This window comes from Leclercia sp. 1548 (assembly GCF_050435045.1).
GTDB classification, from domain to species: domain Bacteria; phylum Pseudomonadota; class Gammaproteobacteria; order Enterobacterales; family Enterobacteriaceae; genus Enterobacter; species Enterobacter adecarboxylatus.
In genome coordinates this window covers 1,035,298-1,060,738 of sequence record NZ_JBNDJP010000001.1, presented here as the reverse complement: position 1 = coordinate 1,060,738, position 25,441 = coordinate 1,035,298, and the positions used below count along the sequence as shown (strand labels likewise).

Genomic DNA, 25,441 nt, shown 5'->3' with positions numbered 1-25,441 from the left:
GTGTCAGAAGGCAGTGTTTCTGTCTTATGAAAGTATTCACGCCCCAGGATAAAGGCGCAAGCATTGCGAAGGATATGGGGGAAAGAACAGGGGAAAACAAGGCCTGCCACAATAGCAGGCCAGAGGAATTATGGCTGATAAACGCCGACGCCCAGATCGCTTTCTTTACGGGTACGGGCAATCACCGATTCGGGTGACTCGGCGATACGCAGACCCATTTCGTCTTCGGTGCGAACCAGTTTTCCGCGCAGGGAGTTGGTCAGCACTTCAAGGATCTCGATATCAACGAATTTGCCCACCAGATCTGGCGTACCTTCGAAGTTCACGACGCGGTTGTTCTCCGTACGGCCTGACAACTGCATGATGCTCTTACGGGAGGTGCCTTCTACCAGCACGCGCTGCACGGTGCCGAGCATCCGACGGCTCCAGGCGTTAGCCTGCTGGTTGATGCGATCCTGCAGGATATAGAGACGCTGCTTTTTCACCTCGTCCGGCACGTCGTCAACCATATCGGCGGCAGGCGTACCCGGGCGAGCCGAGAAGATGAAGCTATAGCTCACGTCGAAGTTCACGTCGCCGATAACCTTCATCGTGCGTTCAAAGTCTTCGTCCGTTTCACCCGGGAAGCCGACAATGAAGTCCGAGCTAATCTGAATATCCGGGCGCGCTTCACGCAGCTTGCGGATAATCGCTTTATATTCCAGCGCAGTATGGGTACGACCCATCAGGTTCAGCACGCGGTCAGAGCCACACTGAATCGGCAAGTGCAGGAAGCTCACCAGCTCCGGCGTGTCGCGATAGACATCGATGATGTCATCAGTGAACTCAATCGGGTGGCTGGTGGTGAAGCGAATACGGTCGATGCCGTCGATGGCCGCCACCAGGCGCAGCAGTTCCGCAAAGGTGCCGGTGCTGCCGTCGTAGTTCTCGCCGCGCCAGGCGTTTACGTTCTGCCCGAGCAGGTTCACTTCACGCACACCCTGCGCCGCGAGCTGTGCGATTTCAAAGAGAATGTCGTCGCAAGGACGGCTGACTTCTTCACCGCGGGTGTAAGGCACTACGCAGTAAGTACAGTATTTGTTGCAGCCTTCCATGATAGAGACGAAGGCGGTCGGGCCATCCGCACGCGGTTCCGGCAGACGGTCGAATTTTTCGATTTCCGGGAAGCTGACGTCGATGATCGCTTTGCGATTACCGCTCCCGCGCACGGAGTTGATCATCTCCGGCAGACGATGCAGGGTCTGTGGACCAAAAATAATATCGACATAGTGGGCGCGCTGACGAATCAGCTTACCTTCCTGCGAAGCGACACAGCCGCCGACGCCGATGATCACGTCCGGCCTTTTTTGTTTGATCAGCTTCCAGCGACCTAACTGGTGAAAGACTTTTTCCTGCGCCTTCTCACGGATTGAGCAGGTGTTCAGCAGCAACACGTCTGCTTCTTCCGCCACGTCGGTAAGTTGATACCCATGGGTGGCATCCAGCAGATCGGCCATCTTTGATGAATCGTATTCGTTCATCTGACAGCCCCAGGTTTTAATATGGAGTTTTTTTGTCATCGACTTGCTCGTGCTCAGGATTGCAGGGCGCGTATTGTAATGCTTTGGTGCGGTTGTGACCAGTATGAAGGTTCCCGGACTCAAGGTGAAAAAATCCGGTAAACTTAAGGGATTCTCAAATAAGGACAAATGACCATGACTATCCAACAAACCGGGATCGCCATTGTCGGCGGCGGTATGGTCGGCGGGGCGCTGGCGCTGGGGCTGGCGCAACACGGGTTCGACGTAACGGTTATCGAACAGGCGCCGCCGCCTGCCTTTGACGATTCTGCACAACCGGATGTACGTATCTCTGCCATCAGCGCCGCCTCGGTTGATCTGCTCCGCGGGCTGGGTGTATGGGACACGATCCTGGGGATGCGTGCGCACCCGTATCGCCGCCTGGAGACCTGGGAGTGGGAAAACGCCCATGTGATGTTTGACGCCGCGGAGCTCAAACTGCCGCTGTTGGGGTATATGGTTGAAAATACGGTGCTGCAGCAGGCGCTCTGGCAGGCGCTGGAGGCACATCCTCAGGTCACGCTGCGGGTCCCTGCGTCGGTGAAACATTTGCACCGCCACAACGAGCAGCACCTGATTGAACTGGATAGCGGTGAGCAGCTGGCGGTAAAACTGCTGATTGGTGCCGACGGGGCGAATTCCCGGGTACGCGAGCTGGCGGGGATCGGTATTCACGCCTGGCAGTATCAGCAATCCTGTATGTTGATTACCGTTGCCTGTGAAAATGATCCGGGCGACAGCACCTGGCAACACTTCACCCCGCATGGTCCGCACGCCTTTTTACCGCTGTTCGACCGCTGGGCCTCACTGGTGTGGTACGACACGCCTGCGCGTATTCGGCAGTTGCAGGGAATGCCCATGGAACAGCTACAGCGGGAGATTGCCCGCGAGTTTCCGGCCCGCCTGGGCACAGTCACACCGGTTGCCGCAGGGGCATTTCCTCTGACTCGCCGCCATGCGCTGAACTATGCGCAGGAAGGCCTGGCACTGGTAGGCGATGCGGCGCACACCATTCATCCGCTGGCGGGGCAGGGGGTCAACCTTGGCTATCGCGATGTTGACGCGTTGATAGAGGTGTTATGCAGCGCCCGCAACCAGGGTGAGGCATGGGCAAGCCATCAGGTGCTGAAGCGTTATCAGATGCGACGGATGGCGGACAACTTCATTATGCAGTCCGGGATGGATCTGTTTTATGCCGGATTCAGCAACGATATTGGGCCGCTACGCGTTCTGCGTAACGTGGGATTGATGGCGGCGCAGCGAGCAGGTGGGTTGAAACGCCAGGCACTCAAGTACGCTCTGGGTCTTTAATCTTTTTCCCTCTCCCGGTGGGAGAGGGCCAGAGTGAGGCATCGGACCGCATCAGATGACAAAAACAAAAAAGCCCGCAGAGCGGGCTTTTTTGTAACTAAGTGGCTGGGGTGCAGGGATTCGAACCCCGGAATGCTGGTATCAGAAACCAGAGCCTTACCGCTTGGCGACACCCCAATTGCGTTAAACAAAAAACATTTAACGACTTTTTTAAATTGGCTGGGGTACGAGGATTCGAACCTCGGAATGCTGGTATCAGAAACCAGAGCCTTACCGCTTGGCGATACCCCAACAATTTTTTCTAGTTTACCGAAATAATCGGTAAATGACTAATTTGGTGGCTACGACGGGATTCGAACCTGTGACCCCATCATTATGAGTGATGTGCTCTAACCAACTGAGCTACGTAGCCAAACTGCTTTCTTCGATGGCTGGGGTACCTGGATTCGAACCAGGGAATGCCGGTATCAAAAACCGGTGCCTTACCGCTTGGCGATACCCCAATAACCGCGGAGAACCGCAAATCGAAGAAATATGGCTGGGGTACCTGGATTCGAACCAGGGAATGCCGGTATCAAAAACCGGTGCCTTACCGCTTGGCGATACCCCATCCGTGCAACGCTTTCCTGGGAATGGTGCGGGAGGCGAGACTTGAACTCGCACACCTTGCGGCGCCAGAACCTAAATCTGGTGCGTCTACCAATTTCGCCACTCCCGCAAAAAAGATGGTGGCTACGACGGGATTCGAACCTGTGACCCCATCATTATGAGTGATGTGCTCTAACCAACTGAGCTACGTAGCCATCTTTTTTTCGCGTTACCTTATCGGCGTTGCGGGGCGCATTATGCGTATAGACCCTTGCAGCGTCAACACCTTTTTCAACGAAAATGTCTGGAATGTGACTGTTTGGTTAGGTTGCGAACAGCGTGACCGAATATTCGGCAATTATTGGTTATTAATCGTTTTTGTCCAGCGAAACGCGAGGCAAAAAAAGAGGCCCCGAAGGACCTCATGGCGACGCTTGTTGCTTATTTATAAGCAGACTGGTGGACACCCACGGCACGACCTGACGGATCGTTCATGGTTTTGAACGCCTCATCCCACTCAATGGCTTTCGCAGAGGAGCAGGCGACGGATGGGCCACCCGGAACACACTCTGCTGCGCTTGGCAGCGGGAACAGCTCTTCAAAGATCTCACGGTACAGATAGGCTTCTTTCGAACCCGGTGTGTTGTACGGGAAGCGGAAGCTGGCTGTTTCCAGTTGTTGATCGGAAATCTGCTTCGCGGCCACCTCTTTAAGGGTGTCGATCCAGCTATAACCTACGCCGTCCGAGAACTGCTCTTTCTGACGCCAGGCCACGCTTGCCGGCAGGTAAGATTCAAAACATTCGCGCAGGATATGTTTTTCCATTTTACCGTTGCCGCACATCTTGTCCTGCGGGTTGATACGCATGGCAACGTCAAGGAACTTCTTATCCAGGAACGGCACGCGCGCTTCCACGCCCCAGGCAGACATCGCTTTGTTGGCACGGGCGCAGTCGAACATGTGCAGCGCCTGCAGCTTACGTACTGTCTCTTCATGTAGCTCTTTGGCGTTCGGCGCTTTATGGAAGTACAGATAACCGCCAAACACTTCGTCAGACCCTTCACCTGACAGCACCATTTTGATGCCCATCGCTTTAATTTTACGCGACATCAGGTACATCGGCGTCGAGGCACGAATGGTGGTCACATCATAGGTTTCAATGTGATAGATAACGTCACGGATCGCATCCAGACCTTCCTGCACGGTGAAGTGAATTTCGTGGTGTACGGTGCCGAGGTGGTTAGCCACTTCCTGCGCGGCTTTCAGATCCGGGGATCCTTCCAGACCGACGGCGAAGGAGTGCAGCTGCGGCCACCAGGCTTCGGAGCGCTCCTGATCTTCCACGCGGCGGGCGGCGTATTTTTTGGTGATCGCCGAGATAACAGACGAGTCCAGACCGCCAGAGAGCAGCACGCCGTACGGCACGTCTGACATCAGGTGGCTTTTTACCGCCTCTTCCAGAGCCTGCGTCAGCTCAACTTTGTCGGTCACGTTGTCTTTAACGGCATCGTAATCGAACCAGTCGCGTTGATAGTAAGAGCGGATCTCGCCATCTTTGCTCCACAGGAAGCTCCCGGCCGGGAACTCTTTAATGGTGCGGCACACCGGCACCAGGGCTTTCATCTCGGATGCAACATAGAAGTTGCCGAATTCGTCGTGGCCCATATACAGCGGGATAATCCCGATATGGTCGCGACCAATCAAATACGCATCTTTTTCACTGTCGTACAGGGCGAAGGCGAACATCCCCTGCAGCTCATCGAGGAATTCCGGGCCTTTTTCCTGGTACAGCGCCAGGATCACTTCACAGTCAGAACCGGTCTGGAAGGCATAACGATCGCCGTATTCCGCACGCAGCGCCTGATGGTTGTAGATTTCACCGTTGACCGCCAGCGCATGGGTTTTTTTCTCGTTATATAACGGCTGGGCACCGGCATTGACGTCAACAATCGACAGACGCTCATGAGCCAGAATGGCTTTATCGCTGGCGTAAACACCGGACCAGTCCGGGCCGCGATGGCGCATCAGACGGGACAATTCCAGTGCTTTTTTACGCAGTTCGCCTGCGTCAGTTTTAATATCCAGTACGCCGAAAATTGAACACATAACCTTCTCCATTAACCCTGTTGCAGTGTGATGTTGCTTGCTTATGAAAATGCCGCAAAAGGGGAGGGGCGGCAAGCGTTTTGCCGGGTAAAAGAGAAAAAGTGCAACGGTCATTGCCGAATGTTGAAAAAAGCGTATGTACTGGGGTTATTTATTGATGATTGTTCAATGAATGACGGTTTTAATTAAATACGTCTTTGTTTTTGCCACGACAAAATGAAAAAACCACGTCCGGGGACGTGGTTTCGGGTTACAGAATATCGATTTCCGCGACCGAGGGGTAAATCCAGCTCGGGCGGAAAGGCATCGAATCAATATCATCGAGGGTCGATACTCCCGACAGCACCAGGACGGTCTCCAGACCCGCCTGGAAGCCAGCCAGAATATCGGTACGCAGGTTGTCGCCTACGATCACAGTATCTTCGGAGTGGGCCTGCATTTTGTTGAGGGCCGCGCGAATGATCCACGGGCTGGGCTTACCCACATAAAACGGCGTACGGCCGGTCATTTTCTCAATACCGGCACAGAGCGCGCCACAGGCCGGATAAAAGCCGCGGCCGTGGGTATCGGGGTTGGTGGCAATGAAGCGAGCGCCGCTGGCAACAAAGAACGCCGCCTTGTGCATCATCTCCCAGTTATAGGAGCGCGTTTCACCGACGATCACAAAATCGGGATTCACATCGGTGATGGTAAAGCCTGCTTTGTATAGCTCATGGATCAGCGCACCTTCGCCCACCACATAGGCTTTTTTGCCTTCCTGACGCTTCAGGAAGTCGGCGGTAGCCATCGCCGAGGTGTAGAACACGCTGTCAGGCACATCGATACCAGCAGTGGCAAAGCGGTTCGCCAGATCCTGCCCGGTCTGGGACGGGAAGTTGGTGAGCAGAACCAGCGGCATGCCTTGTTCCATGATGCGGTTAAGAAATTCGGCTGCGCCCGGTACGGCAACGTTGTCGTGCATCAGCACGCCGTCGATATCACAAATAACGTTCTTAATGGTCATGGACTTCCCGGCATCAAAAAAAGAAGGCGACACTATAAAGCGCTGTCAGCTTTCCAGCAAACGCTGCAACAGGATACCGTTAAGCATGGCGCGTTTTACCAGCGCAAAGGCACCAATGGCGGAGCGATCGTTCAGCGCGGAGCGAACCACCGGCAGATTCTGGCGAAACGCCTTCAGCGCCTGCGTATTGATGCATCCTTCGATGGCAGGCAGCAGGACCTTTTCGGCTTCGGTAATTTCGCCCGCGATCACCACTTTTTGTGGGTTAAACAGGTTGATGGCGATGGCAATAGTTTTGCCAAGATGGCGGCCAACCTGTTCGATCACTTCGCTGGCCAGCGCGTCGCCCTTATTAGCGGCTTTGCAGATGGCATTAATTTTACAGTCATCCAGCGTGATACGGCTCTGATAACCCTGCTCAAGGAGATGACGCACGCGCTGCTCTATCGCGGCGTTGGCGGCCACCGTTTCCAGACAGCCAAAGTTGCCGCAGTGGCAGCGCTCGCCCAGCGGATCGACCTGGATATGGCCAATCTCCCCAACGTTGCCGTTTCGGCCAATAAAAATGCGTCCGTTGGAGATGATCCCGGCCCCCGTACCGCGGTGTACGCGCACTAGGATAGAGTCTTCACAGTCCTGACTCGCACCAAAGTAGTGCTCAGCCAGCGCCAGGCTGCGGATATCGTGACCGACAAAGCAGGTTACGGCGAAGCGCTTCTCCAGAGCATCAATCAGCCCCCAGTTTTCGACCTGAATGTGCGGCATATAGCGGATCACGCCGCTTTCTGGGTCGACAAGCCCGGGCAGGATCACGGAAATAGCGATCAGCTCGCGGATTTTACGCTGACAGGATTCGATGAACTCCTCAATGGCATTGAGCAGGGCATGCTCAAGCGTCTCTTGCGTACGTTCCGGCAGGGAGTAATGCTCTTCGGCAACCGCTTTGCTGCTCAGGTCGTACAGCGTCAAGGTGGCGTCATGACGGCCAAGGCGTACGCCAATGGCGTGAAAATGGCGGGTTTCGGTGACAATGGAAATGGCGCGACGGCCTCCGGTAGAGGCCTGCTGATCCACTTCTTTAATTAACCCGCGCTCAATGAGCTGACGGGTAATTTTCGTCACGCTGGCGGGGGCAAGCTGGCTCTGTTCTGCAATCTGGATCCGCGAGATGGGTCCATGCTGGTCGATCAGTCGATACACCGCAGCACTGTTCAGCTGCTTTACCAGATCAACGTTACCAATTTGAGCTTGTCCGCCAGGTGTCATACGTTTACTTACTCTGTGACGACCTCGTTACCATTAACGATGGTCTTGATGATTTTATAATCGTGTGTGAATGCGGTGAGGTTAGCCACCATGCCCGGAGCAATGCTGCCCAGCTGTTTGTCCACGCCAATTGCGCGAGCCGGATAAAGGGTTGCCATACGCAGCACTTCATCCAAGGCAATACTGCAATGTTCCACCAGATTGCGCACGCCTTCAATCATGGTCAGCGCCGAACCGCTTAAGGTTCCGTTTTCATCCACACACAGTCCATTCCGGTAGTATATTGTTTTACCAGCAAAAATGAACTGTTCAATATTTGCCCCCGCAGGTGCGGTTGCATCCGTGACCAGACACAGCTTGTCGCCTTTCAGGCGTTTGGCGTTACGCACGTTGGCATAATCGACGTGTAACCCGTCAGCAATAATGCCGCAGTAAACGTCCGGCTCATCAAAGATCGCCCCGGCCAGACCCGGCTCACGTCCGGTAATATACGGCATGGCATTATAAAGATGGGTAGCGAAGGTGATACCGGCGCGGAAGCCCACTTTGGCCTCTTTCAGCGTGGCGTTGGAGTGCCCGGCAGAAACCACGATCCCCGCATCCGCCAGCTTGCGGATAACGTCCGGCTCGACCATCTCTGGTGCCAGGGTCACTTTGGTGATCACATCCGCGTTGGCGCACAGAAAATCGACCAGTTCGCCGTCAGGTTTACGCACGAAGTCCGGGTTATGGGTGCCTTTCTTGACGATATTCAGCCACGGTCCTTCAAGATGCAGGCCCAGGGCCTGATGCGGGTATTTCGCCAGGTATTCGCGCATCACGCGGATGCCCTGTTTCATCAGATCGTCGCTGGTGGTGATAAGCGTCGGCAGGTAGCTGGTGCAGCCCGATCTTTCGTTGGCGTGCTGCATGATCTCCAGCGTCTCAACCGTGACGGCTTCCGCAGTATCGTTGAACTGCACGCCGCCACAGCCGTTAAGCTGTACGTCGATAAAACCGGGGGAGATGACTGCCCCATTGAGCGAGCGTTGTTCTATTTCCGCCGGCAGTTCGGCCAGTGGGCAGACACGTTCAATCAGGCCATTTGCGATCACAATCGCATGGTCATCCAGAATTTCATGGCCGGTATAAATCCGACCGTGGGTTAAAGCGTACATAACGACCCCCGGTTTAAAAATAGCATCCCGCCTCTGCAAACAGAGGCGGCGTTACATTACAGACCTTTGATGTTTTCTGCTTCTAATTCGTTGAAATATTTCAACGTCTTCACTTTCAGTTCCATCGTGGACGGCTCATCACACACGACCACCGCTTTCGGGTGCAGCTGCAGGCAGCTGATGGTCCACATGTGGTTGACGTTGCCTTCAACGGCGGCCTGAAGCGCCTGTGCTTTCACGCCACCCAGCACCAGAATCATCACTTCTTCTGCATCCAGCAGCGTACCCACGCCAACGGTCAGAGCGTATTTTGGCACCTGGTTAACGTCGCCATCAAAGAAGCGGGAGTTTGCCACACGGGTGTCATGAGTCAGGGTTTTGATACGGGTACGGGACGCCAGAGAAGAGGCCGGTTCGTTAAACGCGATATGACCATCGTTGCCTACGCCACCCATGAACAGGTGGATTTTGCCATAAGCGCGGATTTTTTCTTCATAATGACGGCACTCAGCTTCGATATCAGGTGCATTTCCATCCAGCAGGTTTATATTTCCTGGCTGAATATCAACATGGTCAAAGAAGTTACGGTGCATAAAGCTATGGTAGCTTTCCGGGTGATCTTTTGGCAGGCCAACGTATTCATCCATGTTGAAGGTGACAACATGTTCAAAACTTACCTGGCCCGCTTTATGCATCTCAACCAAAGCTTTATAGGCGGTAAGAGGTGTGCCACCGGTTGGCAGGCCGAGCACGAAAGGACGATCGGCAGTCGGTTTGAACGCATTGATACGGTTTACGATATGGCGGGCAGCCCATTTACCGACTTGTTCTGCAGTTGCCAGGGGGATCAGTCTCATTATTCACCTCTGAAGTTTTCATAAAAGTTGGCGGATTGCATGTCCGGGTATGATTAAGACTAACCTGGTTCACACCGAGAGGGGGTAATCCGTCTTGATTTTTCGTATCATAAAATAAGTTTTGGCGGTTTGCCAGTGCGGGGGAGGATGATAAACAATATTTGGTGACAAAAATCACAAAAAGTACGCGTTTAATTTGCGATACGAATTAATTTTCCACACACTCAATCAGCCAGTGAATCATCAACTGTATTTATAAGTTAGTGACACAAAAAAAACACAGCTGAGAACACACCGTTAACGGGGTCTCATAGGGGGAACAAATTGAGCATTTTAGGTTACTTACAAAAGGTTGGCCGCGCCTTGATGGTGCCGGTCGCCACGCTGCCAGCGGCAGCAATACTGATGGGTGTCGGTTACTGGATTGACCCGGTGGGTTGGGGTGGAGACAACGCGTTAGCGGCGTTCTTCATTAAGTCCGGTTCTGCCATTATTGATAACATGTCCGTACTGTTTGCCATTGGTGTGGCTTATGGTATGTCCAAAGATAAAGACGGTGCTGCGGCACTGACCGGCTTCGTGGGCTTCCTTGTGTTGACCACGCTCTGCTCCCCGGCTGCGGTTTCCATGATTCAGAAGATCCCTGCGGACCAGGTTCCGGCAGCGTTCGGCAAGATCAGCAACCAGTTCGTGGGTATTATGGTGGGTATCATCTCCGCTGAACTGTACAACCGCTTCAGTAGCGTTGAGTTGCCAAAAGCACTCTCCTTCTTCAGCGGCCGTCGTCTGGTGCCGATCCTGACCTCCTTCGTCATGATCGTTGTTGCTTTCATTCTGATGTACATCTGGCCGGTGATCTTCGACGGTCTGGTAAACTTCGGTGAGCATATTCAGAAGCTGGGTTCCGTCGGTGCGGGCGTCTATGCGTTCTTCAACCGTCTGCTGATCCCGGTTGGTCTGCACCACGCGCTGAACTCCGTGTTCTGGTTTGACGTTGCAGGTATTAATGATATCCCTAACTTCCTCGGCGGCGCACAGTCCATCGAAGCAGGTAAAGCGGTCGTTGGTATCACTGGTCGTTACCAGGCGGGCTTCTTCCCGATTATGATGTTCGGTCTGCCGGGTGCTGCGCTGGCTATCTACCACTGCGCGCGTCCAGAGAACAAAGCAAAAGTGCTGGGCATCATGATGGCGGGCGCCTTCGCGGCCTTCTTCACCGGTATCACCGAGCCGCTGGAATTCTCCTTCATGTTCGTTGCCCCGGTACTGTACGTGATCCACGCCGTGCTGACCGGTATCTCCGTGTTCATCGCTGCATCCATGCAGTGGATTGCTGGCTTCGGCTTCAGTGCGGGTCTGGTGGATATGGTGCTGTCTTCCCGTAACCCGCTGGCGGTTCACTGGTATATGCTGATCCTGCAGGGTCTGGCGTTCTTCGTGATCTACTATGTGGTGTTCCGCTTCACCATCACCAAATTCAACCTGATGACTCCGGGTCGCGAGCTGGCGGTTGCCGGTAGCGAAGCGGATGGCCAGGATGTGAACGTGAGCGGCGCAGGGACTGAAGATGTTTCCGGTCTGGCGCGTCAGTACATCGCGGCAGTCGGCGGTTCAGACAACCTGACCGGTATTGATGCCTGTATCACCCGTCTGCGTCTGAACGTGAAAGATTCTTCCCTGGTCAACGAAGCGCTGGCGAAACGCCTGGGTGCTTCTGGCGTCATCCGCCTGAACAAAACCAGCGTGCAGATCATCGTCGGCTTTGTGGCTGAGAAAATCGCTAACGCAATGAAAACCACCGGTCCGGTTGCCGCTGCTGAAACTGCACCTGCAGCCGCTGCCGCACCTGCAGCCGTTAAACCACAGGCTGTTGCCAATGCCACCACCACCATCGCGGCGCTGGTTTCACCAGTGACCGGTGAAGTGGTTGCCCTGGAACAGGTGCCTGATGAAGCCTTCGCCAGCAAAGCTGTCGGTGATGGCGTGGCGGTGAAACCAACGGATAAAACCGTCGTTTCTCCGGCAGCGGGCACCATCGTTAAAATCTTCAATACTAACCACGCTTTCTGTCTGGAAACGGAGAAAGGTGCGGAGATCGTTGTCCATATGGGTATCGGTACCGTCGCGCTGGGTGGACAGGGCTTCAAACGCCTGGTTGAAGAGGGCGCAGAAGTGGTGGCAGGTCAGCCGATTCTGGAAATGGATCTTGCTTACCTGAACGCCAATGCGCGCTCAATGATCAGCCCGGTTGTCTGCAGCAACATCGACGACTTTAGCGGCCTGGTGATTAAGGCGCAGGGTCAGGTTGTTGCTGGTCAGACGCCACTGTATGAAATTAAAGGCAAATAAGTGCTCCTGAGTTAGCGTTAATGCCTGAGCGGCGGGGATATCCCCGCCGCTTTTTTTTGCAGCAATCGCCCCGATTATTCTCTTCAGAGACCTTTTTCGTGTAACTAAAGGTTGTCACTACGCCCGGCTTATAAGATCATATGCCGTTATACGTCGTTTACGCTTTGAGGAATCTACGATGAGTGAGGCTGAAGCCCGCCCAAGCAACTTTATTCGTCAGATCATCGATGAAGATCTGGCCACTGGTAAGCACACCACAGTTCATACCCGTTTTCCGCCGGAGCCGAACGGCTACCTGCACATTGGTCACGCGAAATCTATCTGCCTGAACTTCGGCATCGCGCAGGACTACCAGGGTCAATGCAACCTGCGTTTCGATGACACCAACCCGGTGAAAGAAGATATCGAATACGTAGAGTCCATTAAGAACGACGTGCAATGGTTGGGCTTCAACTGGTCTGGCGACATCTGCTACTCCTCTGACTATTTTGACCAGCTGTATGCCTACGCCGTTGAGCTGATCAACAAAGGCCTGGCCTACGTTGATGAGCTTTCTGCGGACGAAATCCGCGAATACCGCGGCTCGCTGACCGCGCCGGGTAAAAACAGCCCGTATCGCGATCGCAGCGTGGAAGAGAACCTGGCGCTGTTTGAAAAAATGCGTGCCGGTGGCTTCGAAGAGGGCAAAGCCTGTCTGCGCGCCAAAATTGATATGGCTTCGCCGTTTATCGTGATGCGCGACCCGGTGCTGTACCGCATTAAGTTTGCCGATCACCACCAGACCGGCAGCAAGTGGTGCATCTATCCGATGTACGACTTCACCCACTGCATCAGCGATGCGCTGGAAGGCATTACTCACTCACTGTGTACGCTGGAGTTCCAGGACAACCGTCGTCTGTACGACTGGGTGCTGGATAACATCTCTATTCCGGTGCATCCGCGTCAGTACGAGTTCTCTCGTCTGAATTTGGAATACACCGTGATGTCCAAGCGCAAGCTGAACCTGCTGGTGACCGACAAGCACGTTGAAGGCTGGGATGACCCGCGTATGCCGACCATCTCTGGTCTGCGTCGCCGTGGCTATACCGCTGCCTCTATCCGTGAGTTCTGCAAACGCATCGGCGTAACCAAGCAGGACAACACCATCGAGATGGCGTCGCTGGAATCCTGTATCCGCGAAGATCTGAATGACAATGCGCCGCGCGCCATGGCTGTTATCGATCCGGTAAAACTGGTTATCGAAAACTATCCGCAGGGCGAAAGCGAGCTGGTGACCATGCCGAATCATCCGAGCAAGCCGGAGATGGGCAGCCGTGACGTGCCGTTCAGCGCAGAAATCTGGATCGATCGCGCCGACTTCCGTGAAGAAGCCAACAAGCAGTACAAACGTCTGGTGATGGGCAAAGAAGTGCGTCTGCGTAATGCCTACGTGATCAAAGCCGAGCGTGTCGAGAAAGATGCAGAAGGCAACATCACGACCATCTTCTGCACCTACGATGCCGAGACCCTGAGCAAAGACCCGGCCGACGGTCGCAAAGTGAAGGGGGTTATCCACTGGGTGAGCGCGGCTCATGCGCTGCCGGTTGAAATCCGTCTGTACGATCGTCTGTTCAGCGTGCCAAACCCGGGTGCCGCAGAGGACTTCCTGCAGGTGATTAACCAGGATTCACTGGTGATCAAGCAGGGCTTTGCTGAGCCATCCCTGAAAGATGCCGTTGCCGGTCACGCTTATCAGTTCGAGCGCGAAGGCTATTTCTGCCTCGACAGCCGCTATGCTACCGCCGACAAACTGGTATTTAACCGTACCGTTGGTCTGCGTGATACCTGGGCGAAAGCGGGCGAATAACCTCTTTCTCCTCTTAAAAACGCCGCGTACTGCGGCGTTTTTTTTACCTGTCGATCGTAGCCTGGCCATTTAAATCTTCGCGTTGCGAATTAATCCTGTTTCTTAAAACGGTTCGCTTTCTCTTCCTTCACGCAAATTAACCGTTATTACTACCGGATGGGATAATTAAATTTAATTTAATAAAAATAAATGACTCATTCTTAATATTATTTTAAGCAAAAATTCTCCCTTATTTCTTTTGTTACAAACAGCAACCAAATATGTGCGCTTTGTCATAATCCTGACTTTTGATCGCTGAAAAGCGTTGATAATTCGCGTCGCGAAAAATAGTCTAAGGGCAGGAGATGTAAGTGGCTATTGCCGGTTACCTCCACTTTTTACTTTTTTGTTTTTCGCCGTTTAAGGCGCTTTTAATACGTCAAAGAGGATTAATTATGCGTGCGTTTAGTGGCAAACGTAGTGCGCTTGCGCTGGCTATCGCCGGTGTTACAGCAATGTCAGGCTTGATGGTTTCTCCAAAAGCTCAGGCCGAAGGTTTTATTGATGATTCAACCCTCACGGGCGGTGTCTATTACTGGCAGCGTGAACGTGACCGTAAAGATGTTGAGTCAGATAAATATAAAACTAACCTGGCTCATTCCACCTGGAACGCTAACCTTGATTTCCAGTCCGGCTATGCCGCCGATATGTTTGGTCTTGATCTGGCAGCCTTTACTGCCATCGAAATGGCCGAAAACGGCGACAGCGGCCACCCGAACGAAATTGCCTTCTCCTCCAGCAACAAAGCCTATAAAGAGGATTGGTCCGGTGATAAGAGCGGGATCAGCCTGTACAAAGCGGCTGCAAAATTTAAATACGGTCCGGTCTGGGCGCGCGGTGGCTGGCTGCAGCCAACCGGTCAAACCCTTTTAGCACCGCACTGGAGCTTTATGCCGGGTACCTATCAGGGGGCCGAAGCCGGGGCAAAATTTGACTACGGCGATAGCGGTGAGTTGAGTTTCTCTTACATGTGGACCAACGAGTATAAAGCGCCGTGGCATCTCGAGATGGACAAGTTTTATCAGAATGACCGCAAAACCCGCGTCGATTATCTCCACTCCTTTGGTGCGAAGTACGATTTCAAAAATGACCTGATTCTGGAAGCCGCTTTTGGCCAGGCTGAAGGTTTTATCGATCAGTACTTTGCCAAAGCCAGCTACAAGCTCGATATCGTGGGCGGCCCGCTCTCTACCACCTATCAGTTCTACGGCACGCGTGATAAAGCCGACAGCGGCACCGTGAATGATATTTATGACGGTACGGCATGGCTGCAGGCGCTCACCCTGGGCTACAAAGTTGGCCAGGTGGATTTACGTCTGGAAGGGACTTACGTCAAGGCCGAAGGGCAGCAGGGGTATTTCCTGCAACGTATGACCCCAACTTACGCCTCCTCCAACGGTCGTCTGGACGTATGGTGGGATAACCGCTCTGACTTTAACGCCAACGGTGAAAAAGCGGTCTTCTTTGGCGCCATGTATGACCTGAGCAACTGGAACCTGGCGGGCTGGAGCGTTGGTGCGTCTTATGTCTACGCCTGGGATGCGAAACCGGCAGACTGGTTAATCAACAGCGCCGGTCAGCGTGAGGATATCGCCTCTAACAAGATCAAAGAATCGGCCTATAGCCTGGATGCGAGCTACACCCTGCAGGACGGCCGCGCGAAAGGAACCATGTTCAAACTGCACTTCACGCAGTATGACAACCACTCCGATATCCCAAGCTACGGCGGCGGCTACGGCAACATCTTCCAGGATGAGCGTGACGTGAAGTTTATGGTTATCGCCCCGTTCACCATCTTCTGATGACAATCCGGGCGGGGACGATCCCCGCCTGACTGGAGAGCGTTATGCTGAAAAAAATCGTAGTGGTTGCGGTGCTGGCATCAGGACTGGCCGCCTGCGCGCAGCCCCAGACCCAGAAAGAAGATACCCGTCTGAAAGAGGCCTACAGCGCCTGCATCAATACCGCTGAAGGTTCGCCAGAGAAGATCGAAGCCTGCCAAAGCGTGCTCGACGTGCTGCGTAAGGAGAAGGCGCACGAACAGTTTGCAACTCAGGAGACCGTCAGGGTGGCGGATTACCAGGCCTGTATCCAGGCGCGGAAAACGGGTAACAATCAGGAAGTCACTAAAAACTGCGATAAGATTTGGCAGGAGATCCGCACTAACAACGCGAAGTAATCTGCTGTTTGCCACGCCCGGTGGCGCTACGTTTACACAGCCTGAAGAGGGAAATCCCCTAAGGTCCGGTAAGCGCAGCGCCACCGGGCTTTTTGCATGATGACAGGCAAAAAAAAAGCCAACCGTCAGGTTGGCTCAGAGTTGATGCAAAGATTACTTGGTGTCGTGCGCGTGGTCATCTTCGCGGCAGTCGCCTTCGGCACAGTGGCCATACAGGTACAGACTGTGGTTGGTCAGACGAATGCCATGACGTGCGGCAATTTCGCGCTGGCGTAATTCGATGGAATCATCGCTGAATTCGATCACTTTGCCGCAGTCGAGGCAAATCAGGTGATCGTGGTGATGCTGCTGCGTCAGTTCAAACACGGATTTACCGCCTTCGAAATTATGACGCGTAACGATGCCTGCATCGTCGAACTGGTTCAGTACACGGTAAACGGTAGCCAGACCAATCTCTTCGCCCATGTCGATCAGACGCTTGTATAAGTCTTCCGCACTGACATGATGGTTATCCGGACCCTGAAGCACTTCCAGGATTTTTAACCGTGGAAGCGTGACTTTCAGTCCGGCCTTCTTTAATGCGGTGTTGTTGTCAGTCATGCGGAATCTGTCCTGTTGCTAAACGATTCACTTCTAAAGAAGAAGTGACAGAAAATGCACCTGGGATAATGCGTCTCATTATAGAACTGCCATGACCTAATGAAAACTGCAAGTCTCAAGTAAAGTATGCTTATAAAAACGTGGTACCGCCAACAAAGTTGTTACAAGGTTCCGCGTTTACTCCTGGATCATTGTACAGGTATGGCAGCAAAAGTTAAAAATTTGTAGCAATTATTTTGATTGGTTTTGCCTATTGATGCGGCGCAACTGTAACGTTGCGCCGCGATATCATCAGGCATTCAGAATGGCGTCGAGATGCAGCTCTTCGCGAATTTGTTTAACCCATTTGTCCACGCGCTCAGCGGTCAGCTCCGGCTGGCGATCTTCATCGATGGCGAGACCAACAAAGTTGTTGTCATCGGCAAGGCCTTTAGAGGCTTCGAAGTGGTAACCGGCAGTTGGCCAGTGACCAACAATCACTGCGCCGCGTGGCTCAATGATGTCGCGGATCGTGCCGAGGGCATCGCAGAAGTACTCTGCGTAGTCTTCCTGATCGCCACAGCCGAAGAGGGCGACCAGTTTGCCGTTGAAGTCGATCTCTTCCAGAGACGGGAAGAAATCGTCCCAGTCACACTGCGCTTCACCGTAATACCAGGTCGGGATGCCCAGCAGCAGAATATCGTAACCTTCGATATCTTCTTTGCTGCTTTTCGCAATGTCATGCACATCGGCAACGTCTTTACCTAACTGTTTTTGAATGTTTTTTGCGATATTTTCGGTGTTACCCGTGTCGCTGCCGAAAAAAATGCCGATGATTGCCATGAGTAAAATAACCTCTTGATACTTAATGGTATGGTGGCGCAATTTAGCCACGGATAAGGGCAATCATAGCAGAACAGAGAAGCCTGCGGAAACTGCTATCACGCAGGACTGCACTCTGTGCTACATGAAAACAACAAGAAGGGGAGTTTTCTGACTTACGCTTTGCCGTGCCATTTCTCGAGCTGAGAAATCAGCATCTCTTCGATAAGCTCACTGCGGCTGATCTCACGGGCGTTCGCCAGCTCATTCAGCGCATCGACGGCTTCAGCATTCAGTTTCAGCTCGACGCGTTTGAGCCCACGACTTTTATCGCGTTTAAGCTGATTGCGCTTATTGATGCGCAGCTGTTCATCACGCGAAAGCGGATTGGTTTTCGGTCGTCCCGGGCGACGCTCATTCGCGAACAGATCTAATGTCGTGCGGTCCGTGTGTTCTTTGGCCATGATTTTGAGACTTCGGGGGAAACAAGACACCCTGCTAATGCCCGGGCGATAAGCGCGCCATCATACATCACCGAAAACGGCACGCCAACGACTGGAGGCCCGCAGGCGACCAGTCGCTCTCTTTTTAATCAATTTTCGATGTCAGCGAGGTAACGGCGGATAGAGCGCAGCACGGCGTCCGGTTTTTCGGCATGAACCCAGTGTCCGGCCCCGGCAATCACATGCGCACGGGCCTGAGGAAATTGCGCCAGCAGCGCGTCACGGTACGCCTCGGTCACATAGGGTGAACTGCCGCCGGTAATAAACAGAGTAGGGTGCGGCCAGGCGGGCACCGACTGCCAGCCAACGATCCGGTCATATTGGTCCCACAGCGCCGGCACGTTGAAGCGCCACTCGCCGTCAACAAAGGATTTCAGCAGGAACTGCACCACGCCCTCTTCGTCGAGATGTTCACGCATCAGCGCTGCGGCCTGCTGGCGGGTACTGACGCCTGCGTCGGTCACGGCATTGATGGCGGCGAAGATCTCATCGTGGCGACGCACGTCGTAATCCACAGGCGCGACGTCGATCACCACCAGCCCGGCAATCCGCTCCGGCGCTAACGCCGTCAGCGCCATCACCGCTTTGCCGCCCATCGAGTGGCCAATCAGGATAGCCTTTTCGATATGGTGTTCATCCAGCGTATCCAGCAGATCCTGGGCCATATCGGCATAGGTCATCTGCGCCGAGCGCGGCGACAGACCGTGGTTGCGCATATCCACCTGGAGCAGCGTGTGGTCGGTCACCAGATCCCGCGCCAGCACGCCAAGGTTATCAAGGCTGCCAAACAGGCCATGCACCAGGACGATGGGAGAATTATTGTGCGGCGATTGTGCAGATTGCGCTCGGGTATTCAATTTCATGGCAAAGTTCTTTTTTTACGTATGTCAGGTTAGGGTATCATGTTGACCATTCTGCCGCCCGGCTGCAAGGAAACAGTTAATTCTGACTTTTGCCGCCATTCTGGCTTGACGCTATCCGCTGTTGGGTTTTGACCTTATACTCCCAACGACTTGTATTCAGATAAGATATCGCACTGGATTAAGATGAAAACAATCGAAGTTGATGACGAGCTTTATCAGTATATCGCCAGCCAGACGCGGCATATCGGTGAGAGCGCGTCCGACATTTTACGGCGCATGCTGAAAATCGCCGCCGCCTCGCAGTCTGCCGCTCCGGCCATCAAAGAAACGCGCCAGCCCGCGGCTGTCGTGCAGGAGAAGCCGCTGTCACCGGTTAAAGACAAAGTGCGTGCGATGCGCGAATTGCTGCTTTCTGACGAATACGCTGAGCAGAAGAAAGCAGTTAACCGCTTTATGCTGGTGCTGACTACACTCTATTCACTGGATAACAACGCATTTGCCGACGCGACAGAGTCACTTCACGGTCGTACCCGCGTCTATTTCGCGGCGGATGAGCAAACGCTGTTACAGAATGGCAATCAAACTAAGCCCAAGCACCTGCCCGGTACGCCGTACTGGGTGATCACCAATACCAATACCGGACGCAAGCGCAGCATGATCGAACACATCATGCAATCCATGCAGTTTCCGGCGGAATTGACTGATAAGGTTTGCGGCACTATCTAACCCTTGCATCAGAAGGACCAGGCAATGGCAAATCATGAGCGTGCGGGTCAACCTGCACAACAGAGCGATTTGATTAACGTCGCCCAACTTACCGCGCAGTACTACGTGCTGAAGCCGGAAGTGGGTAACGCAGAACATGCAGTGAAGTTTGGTACATCCGGGCACCGCGGCAGTGCGGTACGCCACAGCTTTAACGAGCCACATATTCTGGCCATTGCTCAGGCTATCGCCGAAGAGCGCGCCAAAAACGGTATCACCGGTCCGTGCTACGTGGGTAAAGATACTCACGCCCTGTCAGAGCCTGCATTTATTTCCGTACTGGAAGTGCTGGCGGCCAACGGCGTGGACGTCGTGATTCAGGAAAACAACGGCTATACGCCGACCCCTGCGGTCTCTAACGCAATTCTGGTGCACAACCAGAAAGGCGGCGCACAGGCCGATGGCATTGTGATCACGCCATCCCACAACCCGCCGGAAGATGGCGGCATCAAATACAACCCACCGAATGGTGGCCCGGCTGACACCAACGTTACCAAAGTGGTGGAAGATCGTGCTAACGCCCTGCTGGCCGCCGGTCTGAACGGCGTGAAGCGCATTTCCCTGGACGAGGCGATGGCCTCCGGCCACGTGAAAGAGCAGGATCTGGTGCAGCCGTTCGTTGAAGGGCTGGCGGATATCGTCGATATGGCGGCGATCCAGAAAGCCGGTCTGAAGCTAGGCGTTGACCCGCTCGGCGGTTCCGGTATCGAATACTGGAAACGTATTGCAGAGCACTACAAGCTGGATCTGACCATCGTTAACGACCATGTCGATCAGACCTTCCGCTTTATGCACCTGGATAAAGACGGCGCGATCCGCATGGACTGCTCCTCCGAGTGCGCGATGGCTGGCCTGCTGGCGCTGCGCGACAAGTTTGACCTTGCCTTCGCAAATGACCCGGATTATGACCGTCACGGCATCGTCACCCCGGCAGGGCTGATGAACCCGAACCACTATCTGGCGGTTGCGATCAACTACCTGTTCCAGCACCGTCCGCAGTGGGGCAAAGAGGTTGCAGTAGGTAAAACGCTGGTCTCCTCCGCCATGATCGACCGTGTGGTCAACGACCTGGGCCGCAAGCTGGTGGAAGTGCCGGTTGGCTTTAAATGGTTTGTTGATGGTCTGTTCGATGGCAGCTTCGGCTTTGGCGGCGAAGAGAGCGCGGGGGCGTCCTTCCTGCGCTTCAACGGTACGCCGTGGTCTACCGATAAAGATGGCATCATCATGTGCCTGCTGGCGGCGGAAATCACTGCCGTTACCGGTAAGAACCCGCAGGAGCACTACAACGAGCTGGCAGCCCGTTTTGGTGCCCCGAGCTACAACCGTCTGCAGGCGTCTGCCACTTCCGCACAGAAAGCAGCGCTGTCTAAGCTGTCACCAGAAATGGTCAGCGCCAGCACCCTGGCAGGTGACCCGATCACGGCCCGTCTGACGGCAGCACCGGGTAATGGCGCGTCGATTGGCGGCCTGAAGGTAATGACCGAGAACGGCTGGTTCGCTGCGCGTCCATCCGGTACGGAAGATGCGTACAAAATCTACTGTGAAAGCTTCCTCGGCGACGAGCACCGTCAGCTGATTGAGAAAGAAGCGGTTGAGATTGTGAGTGAAGTATTGAAGAACGCGTAAGTGCGGTTTGTGTGCCGGGCGGCAAGGCGATTGCCCGGCCTGGTACCTCTAAAAACGGCAACCTCAGGGTTGCCGTTTTGCTTTCTCTCAAAGCATAAACCGATAGCCAATGCCGGTTTCGGTTAACAGGTGGCGCGGGCGCGCGGGATCCACTTCGAGCTTCTGCCGAAGGTGGCCCATATAGATGCGCAGATAGTGACTATGCTCCACCGCATTCGGCCCCCAGACCTGGCTTAACAGCTGGCGCTGGGTGAGCACTTTGCCATGATTGTTGAGCAGGACCGCCAGCAGGCGGAACTCGATAGGGGTCAGATGGATTTCTGCCTCCCCCCGCTGAATGCGTCGTGACGCCAGATCGACGCGAATATCAGAGAAGGTGTACACCGGGTCGACAGGAGAGGTGGTTGCGTGGCGGCGCAGGGCAACGCGCAGCCGCGCCTGCAGTTCGCCAATGCCAAACGGCTTGCTGAGATAGTCGTCGGCACCGGCATCGAGCGCGGCGATTTTGTCGGTCTCTTCCAGACGCGCCGAGAGCACAATGATGGGCATCTGGCTCCACTGACGCACTTCCCGGATAAAGTCGAGGCCGTCGCCGTCAGGCAGGCCCAGATCGAGGATCACCAGATCCGGTTTGCGGGTGGCGGCTTCTATCAGACCCCGCTGTAACGTCCCGGCATCGTGTACGCGCAGCCCTTCACCTTCCAGCGCGGCGCGCAGAAAACGGCTGATAGCGAGTTCATCTTCAACAATCAGGACGTTAATCACAAATCCTCTGGCAATTCATTCAGTTCGGGTGGCGTATCGCGCGGCAGTGTAACACAGAATCTGGCCCCCCCTTCAGGGCGGTTATGGGCCGTGATGGTGCCGCCGTGTACCTCAACAATAGCCTGGCAGATGGCCAGCCCCAGCCCGACGCCGGGAATGGCCGACTCCTTATTACCCCGGGCGAACTTATCAAAGATAGCCTGTTCCTGACCCGCCGGGATGCCGGGGCCAGTATCCCACACTTCCAGTTGGAGCTGTTCCGGGGTGACGCTGGCATGAATGCCGATCTGCGCTTTGCGGCCCGCGTATTTGCCAGCGTTCTCCAGCAGGTTAATCAGCACCCGCTCGAACAGAGGACCATCCACGTGGATTAACGCCAGGGGATCGGGCATATCGAGCGCGATATGCCGCCCACCCAGTCCCGGCTCCAGCGTTTTTAAGGCACTGCCGATCACCTCTTCCAGCGTCAGCCACTCTTTTTTCAGGTTAAAACCGCCGGACTGGATCCGCGCCATGTCCAGCAGGTTATTCACCAGTCGGGTGGTATTCAGTACGTGCTGGCGGATCTCACTGGCCTGCGGGGCATGGCGGGAGCCTTCTGCCGCCAGGTCGAGGGTCAAAATTTCCGACTGGCCGAACAGCACCGTCAGCGGCGTGCGCAGGTCATGGGAGAGTGCCGCCAGCAGCGAATTGCGAATGCTCTCCCGCTCACTGGCTAACCGCGCCTGCTCTTCGCTGGCGGTCAGAGCCAGCCGCTCAAGGGCATTGGCGACCAGCAGGGTGAAGGTCTCCAGCAGGCGCTGCTGCTCGGGGATCATCAGCTGGCGCAGGTTAGACGGCTCAACGATCGCCACCCCCTGATGCTGGAGCGGCAGGATAAGATAGGGCACGCCGGGCAGGGTGTCGGTGCCTGCCCCGGCGGGCTGGCCCTTGTCAAAGCTCCAGCGGGCAATGGCCTCATCCCAGGGCGTCATTCCCGAGACCGGGGTCAATGGGCGCAGCGCGCCCTCGCGATCCGGGCTCAGGATCAGGCTGCGGGCGTGAAAGGTCGAGTGAATAAACTGCTGGCTGGTGTGGGCGATATCCTTCGGCGTGCGGCCCACCGCCAGCGCCTTCGACATCTCATACAGATGGCGGGTGCGCTGCTCGCGGTAGCGGGCGATCCGCGCCTGATAGCGCACCCCCGCCGTCAGGTTACCGATCAGCAAGCCCACCGCCAGCATCACGGCGAAGGTCAGCACGTACTGCACATCCGACACCGCCAGGGTACCGCGTGGGGCGATGAAAAAAAGATCGAAGCTGACCACGTTGATCACCGTCGCCAGGACCGAGGGCCAGCGGCCATAAAACAGCGCCACGATCACCACCCCAAGCAGGTAGATCATCACCAGATTGGCGGCATCAAAGTCGGGTAGCCACTGGTTGGCGATAAAGGTGATCAGGGCGCACAGCAATACCGCCACCAGACAACCGCGCAGCTGGATGCGCCATTTTTCGGTAAACGCCCGGTTATCCGGCGTCTTTGCGGGCAGGGCGGCGGGCTTGTCGTCAAGGGCGACGATCAACAGGTCGAGGTCGGGCGCGCGCTGCGCCAGCCTGTCGGCAAAGGTGTCCCGGTTAAACCACCGGCGATGAGAACGCCTGCCGATGACAATCTTGCCCAGGTTATGCTCCCGGGCGTAGCGCAGGATGGCTTTATCTTCTGCCTGTTCGGCCAGGGTGGCGGTTTCGGCCCCCAGCTCCTGCGCCAGACGCAGGGCGCTGAGAATGGCGCGGCGCTGGTTCTCCGGCAGACGGTGCAGCTGCGGCGTCTCGACGTAGACAGCGTGCCAGACGCTGCCGAACTTCGCCGCCAGACGCGCGGCGGTGCGCACCAGTTTCTCGTTACCGCTGCCGTGGCCGATGCAGAGCAGGATGGCGTCGCGGGTATGCCACACCTTCTCCTCGCCCTGACGGTCGCGCCAGGCCCGCATCTGATCGTCCACCCGGTCGGCGGTACGGCGCAGGGCCAACTCGCGCAGGGCGATCAAATTGCCTTTACGGAAGAAGTGCTCGATCGCCCGCTCGGCCTGCCCGGCGATGTAAACCTTGCCTTCGTGCAGGCGCTGGCGCAGATCGTCCGGGGGCAGATCCACCAGCACCACTTCATCTGCCGCGTCGAAGAAGGGATCCGGGACCGTCTCCCGTACCTGGATGCCGGTGACGCCGCTCACCACGTCGTTAAGGCTTTCCAGATGCTGCACGTTGACGGTGGTAAAGACATCAATGCCCGCTTCCAGCAGCTCTTCAACGTCCTGCCAGCGTTTAGGGTGACGCGAGCCGGGGGCGTTGCTATGCGCCAGTTCGTCCATCAGGATCAATGCCGGACGGCGGGCGAGGGCGGCGTCCAGATCGAATTCCGTCACCAGACGACCACGATGATGAATACGCCGGGAAGGCTGGGTCGCCAGCCCGGCCAGCAGGGCGGCGGTCTCCTGGCGACCGTGGGTTTCCGCCACGCCGATCAAAATATCAAGCCCTTGGGCGCGCAGACGCTGCGCTTCACTGAGCATGGCGAAGGTCTTGCCGACCCCCGCGCAGGCGCCGAAAAAGATTTTCAGCTTGCCGCGATGGGGGGTGGCAGCCTGCTCCAGCAGTTTGTCCGGGTCCGGGCGCTGAGGCTCGTCGATCATTTAGTTTTTCCTTAGTGCGTCCAGCGCCAGATTCAATTCAACAATGTTGACCACCGTGCCGCCCATCGCGCTGAACAGCGGTTTTTGCGTATGTTCGGCCACCAGCTGGCTGAGCTGCGCAGGCGTGAGCTGACGCGCCTGTGCCACGCGGGGGATCTGCCAGGCGACGGCCTGCGGCGTCAGACTGTAGTCCAGCCCGCTACCGGAGGCGGTCACCAGCTCCACCGGCACCGCCTGGCTGGCCTGCGGGTTGGCGACGCGTAATGCCGCTATGCGGGCGCGAACGGCATTATCCAGTTCAGGATTGCTGCCTGCCAGGTTACTGCCGCCTGAGGCCAGCGGATTATACGGGCTTTCTGCCGTGGCAGAAGGACGACCGTGAAAGTATCCCGGCGCGGTAAAGTCTTGTCCAATCAGACGTGAGCCGCGGATCTCCCCCTCCTGACGGATAAGGGATCCGTTGGCCTGGTCGGCAAACCACCACTGACCCAGGGCGGTGGTAACCAACGGATAAACGCCGCCGGTGACCAGGGCCAGCAGAATAAACAACAGTATAGCGGGACGTAACATAGCCATTTGATTTTCC

General features: G+C 55.4%; 20 protein-coding genes and 7 tRNA genes. 7 read left to right on the top strand and 20 right to left on the bottom strand.

Annotated elements, in window-relative coordinates:
• Positions 1 to 128: 128 nt before the first annotated feature.
• A complete protein-coding gene (miaB, locus tag ABIE02_RS05120) occupies positions 129 to 1,559 on the bottom strand; it encodes a tRNA (N6-isopentenyl adenosine(37)-C2)-methylthiotransferase MiaB (RefSeq protein ID WP_032617043.1) in 1,431 nt (476 codons plus the stop codon).
• Between the two features lie 135 nt (positions 1,560 to 1,694).
• Between miaB and ubiF the strand changes: the two genes are divergently transcribed.
• Positions 1,695 to 2,870 (top strand): 3-demethoxyubiquinol 3-hydroxylase, encoded by a 1,176-nt coding sequence (ubiF, locus tag ABIE02_RS05115; protein WP_032617045.1) that lies wholly within the window; start codon positions 1,695 to 1,697, stop codon positions 2,868 to 2,870.
• Between the two features lie 102 nt (positions 2,871 to 2,972).
• On the opposite strand, the gene ABIE02_RS05110 is transcribed toward ubiF, so the two are convergent.
• The 12 genes from ABIE02_RS05110 to nagB form a co-directional block, all read right to left on the bottom strand.
• Positions 2,973 to 3,047 (bottom strand) — tRNA-Gln (locus ABIE02_RS05110).
• Positions 3,048 to 3,086: 39 nt separating this feature from the next.
• Positions 3,087 to 3,161, bottom strand: a tRNA-Gln gene (locus ABIE02_RS05105).
• A 44-nt stretch (positions 3,162 to 3,205) separates the two neighbouring features.
• Positions 3,206 to 3,282, bottom strand: a tRNA-Met gene (locus tag ABIE02_RS05100).
• A 16-nt stretch (positions 3,283 to 3,298) separates the two neighbouring features.
• Positions 3,299 to 3,373, bottom strand: a tRNA-Gln gene (locus tag ABIE02_RS05095).
• Between the two features lie 32 nt (positions 3,374 to 3,405).
• Positions 3,406 to 3,480 (bottom strand) — tRNA-Gln (locus ABIE02_RS05090).
• Between the two features lie 23 nt (positions 3,481 to 3,503).
• Positions 3,504 to 3,588, bottom strand: a tRNA-Leu gene (locus ABIE02_RS05085).
• An 8-nt stretch (positions 3,589 to 3,596) separates the two neighbouring features.
• A tRNA-Met gene (locus tag ABIE02_RS05080) sits at positions 3,597 to 3,673 on the bottom strand.
• A 226-nt stretch (positions 3,674 to 3,899) separates the two neighbouring features.
• Complete coding sequence (gene asnB / locus ABIE02_RS05075; protein WP_032617046.1) at positions 3,900 to 5,564, bottom strand: asparagine synthase B; 1,665 nt, start codon at positions 5,562 to 5,564, stop codon at positions 3,900 to 3,902.
• 250 nt (positions 5,565 to 5,814) lie between these two features.
• Positions 5,815 to 6,567 (bottom strand): HAD-IIA family hydrolase, encoded by a 753-nt coding sequence (locus ABIE02_RS05070; RefSeq protein ID WP_032617047.1) that lies wholly within the window; start codon positions 6,565 to 6,567, stop codon positions 5,815 to 5,817.
• A gap of 45 nt (positions 6,568 to 6,612) precedes the next feature.
• Entirely contained in the window at positions 6,613 to 7,833 is a 1,221-nt protein-coding gene (gene nagC, locus ABIE02_RS05065; RefSeq protein ID WP_032617048.1) for a DNA-binding transcriptional regulator NagC, read from the bottom strand.
• Positions 7,834 to 7,841: 8 nt separating this feature from the next.
• On the bottom strand, positions 7,842 to 8,990 hold the full coding sequence (gene nagA, locus ABIE02_RS05060; RefSeq protein ID WP_077227904.1) for an N-acetylglucosamine-6-phosphate deacetylase: 1,149 nt from the start codon (positions 8,988 to 8,990) through the stop codon (positions 7,842 to 7,844).
• Between the two features lie 56 nt (positions 8,991 to 9,046).
• Positions 9,047 to 9,847: a glucosamine-6-phosphate deaminase gene (gene nagB, locus ABIE02_RS05055; RefSeq protein ID WP_032617050.1), complete on the bottom strand. Its 801-nt coding sequence runs from the start codon at positions 9,845 to 9,847 to the stop codon at positions 9,047 to 9,049.
• Positions 9,848 to 10,171: 324 nt separating this feature from the next.
• Between nagB and nagE the strand changes: the two genes are divergently transcribed.
• From nagE to chiQ, 4 genes are all read left to right on the top strand, one after another.
• Complete coding sequence (nagE, locus tag ABIE02_RS05050) at positions 10,172 to 12,196, top strand: N-acetylglucosamine-specific PTS transporter subunit IIBC (RefSeq protein WP_336994771.1); 2,025 nt, start codon at positions 10,172 to 10,174, stop codon at positions 12,194 to 12,196.
• Between the two features lie 178 nt (positions 12,197 to 12,374).
• On the top strand, positions 12,375 to 14,042 hold the full coding sequence (glnS, locus tag ABIE02_RS05045) for a glutamine--tRNA ligase (protein ID WP_032617053.1): 1,668 nt from the start codon (positions 12,375 to 12,377) through the stop codon (positions 14,040 to 14,042).
• A gap of 434 nt (positions 14,043 to 14,476) precedes the next feature.
• Positions 14,477 to 15,883, top strand: a complete 1,407-nt coding sequence (gene chiP / locus ABIE02_RS05040) for a chitoporin ChiP (RefSeq protein ID WP_032617054.1) — start codon at positions 14,477 to 14,479, stop codon at positions 15,881 to 15,883.
• Positions 15,884 to 15,930: 47 nt separating this feature from the next.
• On the top strand, positions 15,931 to 16,260 hold the full coding sequence (chiQ, locus tag ABIE02_RS05035) for a ChiQ/YbfN family lipoprotein (RefSeq protein ID WP_077227907.1): 330 nt from the start codon (positions 15,931 to 15,933) through the stop codon (positions 16,258 to 16,260).
• 153 nt (positions 16,261 to 16,413) lie between these two features.
• Here chiQ and fur read toward each other — a convergent pair whose 3' ends face one another.
• From fur to ybfF, 4 genes are all read right to left on the bottom strand, one after another.
• Positions 16,414 to 16,860, bottom strand: a complete 447-nt coding sequence (gene fur, locus ABIE02_RS05030; protein ID WP_032617055.1) for a ferric iron uptake transcriptional regulator — start codon at positions 16,858 to 16,860, stop codon at positions 16,414 to 16,416.
• Positions 16,861 to 17,151: 291 nt separating this feature from the next.
• Positions 17,152 to 17,682 carry a flavodoxin FldA gene (gene fldA / locus ABIE02_RS05025; protein ID WP_032617056.1) on the bottom strand — a complete coding sequence of 177 codons (531 nt, stop codon included), beginning with the start codon at positions 17,680 to 17,682 and terminating at the stop codon, positions 17,152 to 17,154.
• A gap of 155 nt (positions 17,683 to 17,837) precedes the next feature.
• Complete coding sequence (gene ybfE, locus ABIE02_RS05020) at positions 17,838 to 18,125, bottom strand: LexA regulated protein (protein WP_032617058.1); 288 nt, start codon at positions 18,123 to 18,125, stop codon at positions 17,838 to 17,840.
• A gap of 128 nt (positions 18,126 to 18,253) precedes the next feature.
• Entirely contained in the window at positions 18,254 to 19,027 is a 774-nt protein-coding gene (ybfF, locus tag ABIE02_RS05015; RefSeq protein WP_429211237.1) for an esterase, read from the bottom strand.
• Positions 19,028 to 19,210: 183 nt separating this feature from the next.
• Between ybfF and seqA the strand changes: the two genes are divergently transcribed.
• Positions 19,211 to 19,753 carry a replication initiation negative regulator SeqA gene (seqA, locus tag ABIE02_RS05010; RefSeq protein WP_032617060.1) on the top strand — a complete coding sequence of 181 codons (543 nt, stop codon included), beginning with the start codon at positions 19,211 to 19,213 and terminating at the stop codon, positions 19,751 to 19,753.
• Positions 19,754 to 19,777: 24 nt separating this feature from the next.
• Positions 19,778 to 21,418, top strand: a complete 1,641-nt coding sequence (gene pgm, locus ABIE02_RS05005; protein WP_032617061.1) for a phosphoglucomutase (alpha-D-glucose-1,6-bisphosphate-dependent) — start codon at positions 19,778 to 19,780, stop codon at positions 21,416 to 21,418.
• A gap of 87 nt (positions 21,419 to 21,505) precedes the next feature.
• On the opposite strand, the gene kdpE is transcribed toward pgm, so the two are convergent.
• Genes kdpE through kdpC form a run of 3 tightly spaced genes read right to left on the bottom strand, consistent with a single transcriptional unit; the run spans position 21,506 to position 25,431 of the window.
• Positions 21,506 to 22,183 (bottom strand): two-component system response regulator KdpE, encoded by a 678-nt coding sequence (kdpE, locus tag ABIE02_RS05000; RefSeq protein ID WP_032617062.1) that lies wholly within the window; start codon positions 22,181 to 22,183, stop codon positions 21,506 to 21,508.
• Positions 22,180 to 24,855 carry a two-component system sensor histidine kinase KdpD gene (gene kdpD / locus ABIE02_RS04995; protein WP_336994769.1) on the bottom strand — a complete coding sequence of 892 codons (2,676 nt, stop codon included), beginning with the start codon at positions 24,853 to 24,855 and terminating at the stop codon, positions 22,180 to 22,182. The genes kdpE and kdpD overlap by 4 nt, the downstream gene beginning before the upstream one ends.
• Entirely contained in the window at positions 24,856 to 25,431 is a 576-nt protein-coding gene (kdpC, locus tag ABIE02_RS04990) for a potassium-transporting ATPase subunit KdpC (protein ID WP_032617064.1), read from the bottom strand.
• Between the last annotated feature and the right edge of the window lie 10 nt (positions 25,432 to 25,441).